Source organism: Polaromonas sp., assembly GCF_030682935.1.
In the GTDB taxonomy this organism is placed as follows: Bacteria; Pseudomonadota; Gammaproteobacteria; order Burkholderiales; family Burkholderiaceae_C; genus Polaromonas.
Genome location: NZ_JAUXNA010000181.1, coordinates 1 through 3840 on the forward strand (window position 1 = coordinate 1; position 3840 = coordinate 3840).

At 57.4% G+C, this 3840-nt stretch carries 5 protein-coding genes and 1 tRNA gene; 1 reads left to right on the forward strand and 5 read right to left on the reverse strand.

The window, feature by feature from the left end; all coding sequences use genetic code 11:
- Window positions 1-106: 106 nt before the first annotated feature.
- On the reverse strand, window positions 107-1090 hold the full coding sequence (locus Q8K05_RS08090; protein ID WP_305246103.1) for a M23 family metallopeptidase: 984 nt from the start codon (window positions 1088-1090) through the stop codon (window positions 107-109).
- A gap of 50 nt (window positions 1091-1140) precedes the next feature.
- Here Q8K05_RS08090 and Q8K05_RS08095 point away from each other — a divergent pair, with 50 nt between their 5' ends.
- Window positions 1141-1458, forward strand: coding sequence for a hypothetical protein (locus Q8K05_RS08095; protein WP_305246105.1), 318 nt, complete (start codon window positions 1141-1143; stop codon window positions 1456-1458).
- Window positions 1459-1588: 130 nt separating this feature from the next.
- Here the strand turns inward: Q8K05_RS08095 and Q8K05_RS08100 are convergent.
- From Q8K05_RS08100 to Q8K05_RS08115, 4 genes are all read right to left on the reverse strand, one after another.
- Window positions 1589-1664: transfer RNA gene (locus tag Q8K05_RS08100), tRNA-Thr, on the reverse strand.
- Window positions 1665-1683: 19 nt separating this feature from the next.
- Window positions 1684-2229 carry a ClpXP protease specificity-enhancing factor gene (locus tag Q8K05_RS08105; RefSeq protein WP_305246111.1) on the reverse strand — a complete coding sequence of 182 codons (546 nt, stop codon included), beginning with the start codon at window positions 2227-2229 and terminating at the stop codon, window positions 1684-1686.
- Between the two features lie 43 nt (window positions 2230-2272).
- On the reverse strand, window positions 2273-2884 hold the full coding sequence (locus Q8K05_RS08110) for a glutathione S-transferase N-terminal domain-containing protein (RefSeq protein ID WP_293467191.1): 612 nt from the start codon (window positions 2882-2884) through the stop codon (window positions 2273-2275).
- A gap of 110 nt (window positions 2885-2994) precedes the next feature.
- Entirely contained in the window at window positions 2995-3750 is a 756-nt protein-coding gene (locus Q8K05_RS08115; protein ID WP_305246109.1) for a cytochrome c1, read from the reverse strand.
- Window positions 3751-3840 lie beyond the last annotated feature (90 nt).

A 3840-nucleotide genomic window follows, 5' to 3' on the forward strand; every position in this document is an offset into this window, starting at 1 on the left:
CAAACCCTCTGATTTTAACTCTGCCCGGCGCCCCGGCGCCTCTACCCCTAAAACGGCAGAGGCCTCAGGCGGCCGAGTGGACAAAAGCAAGCAGCATGGCGTGATTTCAGTCAGCCCGCGCCTGCGGCAAGGCGGATCCGGGAAGAGGCCTCAGGGCCGACGCCGCAACCAGGGGTTTGGGCATTTGTTGCCCTGCCGTCAAAAACTTCTGCGGATCCTGAAAAACACCTTGGACCAGCATCTCGAAATGAAGATGCGGGCCACTGGAGCGCCCCGTACTCCCCACTTCGGCAATTTTCTGGCCGCGCTTGACCAGGTCACCCTTTTTGACCAGCACCCGGGACGCGTGGGCGTAACGCGTGAGCAACTCATTGCCGTGATCGACTTCCACCATGTTGCCGTAGTCCGGATGGTATTCCTGCGTCACGACCACACCACCCGCGGCAGCGAGAATAGCCGTGCCGGGCTCCGAGGGGAAATCCAGCCCGGTGTGGAGCGCAGAGCGCCCATTGAGCGGGTCAATGCGCCAGCCAAACCCAGAACCAAGGCTCCCGCCGGCTACGGGCTCCTGGGTAGGAACCATCATTTTCTTGATCTTCTGGTCAAACAGACGCGACTCCATCACGGTCAACAAATCAACCCGCTGGTCGGTCAATTTATCCATGTCGGCCAGCGTGACCTGGAGTTCCTCCATCGTCAGGGAGCGTCCGGACACCAGTGCGCCACCGCTGCCTGGCGCCCGCTTGAGTTCAGGAGAATTGATGCCCGCCAGCCCCGATACGCGTTCACCCAGCGACTCGATCTGTATGAGCCTGGCCTGCATTTCACCGACCCGCCTGGCCATCACGTCGAGGTTCTCGCGCAGAAAGCGGTCGCGCTGTTCAAACTCATCCTTGACCACCAACCTCACCAACGCGCCAACCACTGGCCAGCCTTCACGGGCACCCTTGAGAAATACCCAGTGATAAAGGCCTGCGGATACCAGCATGAGCGCCAATGCAGCAAGCATTCCCACCACCACCAGTCTGGTGCCACTCAGGTAAATGGCCCGGCTTTTGGCCAGCCACGCATCCGTGATAATCAATTGCACATGTTTACCTCTTTAAAAGCCTGCGCTCAGCCGGCAAAACCCCGCTTGCCGTGAATACATTCCGGCGCCTTCCGCAGGCTTTGAGCATCCATCAGGCCGCTGAAAATGCCCCGTCCCTGGCGCGGCTGACTGAATTGGTTCAGGAGTCCAACGACAGGCTCAAGTCGATTGAGTCACTGCTGCCAGCGGCCCTGCGCCCTGCCATCAAGGCTGGACCTATCGATGGCGAAAGCTGGTGCTTGCTGGTGAGCGGTAACGCAGCCGCCGCAAAAGTCCGGCAGCTGATTCCCCTGATCCAGGACCGCTTGCTGAACAAAGGGTGGAAGGTTACCTCAATCAGGCTCAAGATACTAATAATCAGGAAGTAGTCCAAGGGCTCGCCCTGTGCAGAACCGCAGCGCATGTGTTTGGGCTCGATCTGCTTTTGCCGCTGAATTGATAGCAGCTGTAGCCTGCCGGGTGTAGGCGGAAAGCGGATCTGTTGAAATCCAGAAAGAATGGTGCCGCTTGTCGGAATCGAACTGACGACCTACCGCTTACAAGGCGGTTGCTCTACCAACTGAGCTAAAGCGGCACAAACTTAATCTCTGATTCTACTTGACGCGCTTGAGTGCGGGCCGCGTCCGTGGCGGTGACTTGGGAGGTTCCGGCAAATCAGGTCCCCCCTCGTCAGCGCTTGCTGCACTTTCGGGCACCAGCTGCATGATCTTGCTCTCGGACGCATCCGTTGCCCCCGTGGCAGAAGATGCTGTGCTCACGTCAGAGGCCAGTAGCGTGGCCGAGCCTGCATCGATGCCAGTCAAAGGAGCGGCTGCGGGCGTCATCATGGGAAACGCCATGCCCTGCCCATTTTCGCGGGCATAGATGGCAATCACATGCGTGATCGGGACCATGATTTCCCGGCCACTGCCGGCAAAACGCGCCTTGAACTCGATGAACTCGTTACCAAGCTTCAGCGAACTGGTCGCATCAAAACCGATATTGAGCACGATCTCGTTGTTCTTCACATACTCGCGCGGCACCTGCACGGTGTCATCTACCGCCACGGCGATGTAAGGCGTGAAGCCGTTGTCGGTACACCACTCGTACAGGGCCCGTATCAGGTACGGGCGCGTTGATGTGGCGTCCAGCGCGTTCATTAATTCAGCCAAAACTGTTTGATCCGGTCATTGAATGCAGCAATTACTTGCGCATTACCTTTTCGGAAGGCGTCAGCGCTTCAATGTAAGCGGGGCGCGAAAAAATGCGCTCCGCATACTTGAGCAGTGGCGCGGCGTTTTTTGACAGGTCGATGCCGTAGTAGTCCAGGCGCCACAGCAGCGGTGCAATCGCCACGTCCAGCATGGAAAAATTGTCACCCAGCATGAACTTGTTCTTCAGGAAAATGGGGGCCAACTGCGTCAGGCGGTCACGGATGTGGGCACGGGACTTCTCGAGGGCTTTTTCGTTGCCCTTGGCGGCACGGGACTCCAGCGCGTTGACGTGAACGAACAGTTCTTTCTCAAAATTCAGCAGGAACAAGCGAACGCGCGCACGGTCGACCGGATCGCCGGGCATGAGTTGCGGGTGCGGGAAGCGCTCGTCGATGTATTCGTTGATGATGTTCGACTCGTACAGAATCAGGTCGCGCTCGACCAGAATCGGCACCTGGCCGTAGGGATTCATCACATTGATGTCTTCCGGCTTGTTGTATAGATCCACGTCACGGATTTCGAAATCCATGCCCTTTTCAAACAGCACAAAACGGCAGCGGTGGGAGAAGGGGCAGGTTGTACCTGAATAAAGGACCATCATGATTCGGAACTCCTGAAAGCAAAAGAGTGGAGGCCAAGAATCAAACCTTGGGGCCCCTCCACTCCGAAGGTGCCGATGCGCACCCGCGGCACACTAAACGGCGAAAAAATTTACTTGACGTCTTTCCAGAACGCCGCATTCAGGCGCCAGGCAACAAAGCTCAAGCAAAGAAGAAAAAGAAGAACCCAGACACCCACACGCACACGCGTATTTTGGGCTGGCTCGCCCATCCAATGCAGGTAACCGACGAGATCACCGATGGCCTCGTCGTACTGCAACGGCGTCATGGAACCGGGCGTCACTTGCTGCCAGCCCTTCAGAATCGATACCTTGTGGCCCTGCTCTTCCTTCTCGAAGTACACCGGCTTGCGCTCACCCTGCAACTCCCACAACACGTGCGGCATGGCGATGTTGGGGAAGGCCAGATTGTTCCAGCCCGTCTCCTTGGTTTCGTCACGGTAAAAAGTGCGCATGTAGGTATAGAGGTAATCTGCACCCGTACCGCCAGCGCCGGAACGTGAACGCGCAATCACCGTCAGATCGGGGGGATTGGCGCCAAACCAGTCTTTGGCCTGTTTTGAATCGATCGCAGCTTTCATGGTTTCGCCCACTTTATCGGTGGTGAAAAGCAGGTTGTTCTTGATCTGCTGCTCAGTCAGGCCGATATCTTGCAATCGGTTAAAGCGCATGAAGGCTGCCGAGTGGCAGTTCAGGCAGTAGTTGACAAACAGCTTGGCGCCGTTTTGCAGGGCCGCCATGTCGTTGGACTTGTTGGGCGCCTTGTCCCAGGCAAGGCCGCCACCTGCGGCCTGCGCACCAGTCACCAAGCCGAGCGCCATCATGAGGGCGAGAATCAATTTTTTCATGGTTGCAGGTCTCTTTAAACTCAGTGGGCAGCAAACGTGACGCGGTCAGGAACAGGCTTGAAGGTGCCAATTCGGCTCCACCAGGGCATC

Coding starts and splice junctions, on each gene's coding strand:
- Q8K05_RS08105 (WP_305246111.1), bottom strand. CDS start 2,229: ATGAACGCGCTGGACGCCACATCAACGCGCCCGTACCTGATACGGGCC.
- Q8K05_RS08110 (WP_293467191.1), bottom strand. CDS start 2,884: ATGATGGTCCTTTATTCAGGTACAACCTGCCCCTTCTCCCACCGCTGC.
- Q8K05_RS08115 (WP_305246109.1), bottom strand. CDS start 3,750: ATGAAAAAATTGATTCTCGCCCTCATGATGGCGCTCGGCTTGGTGACT.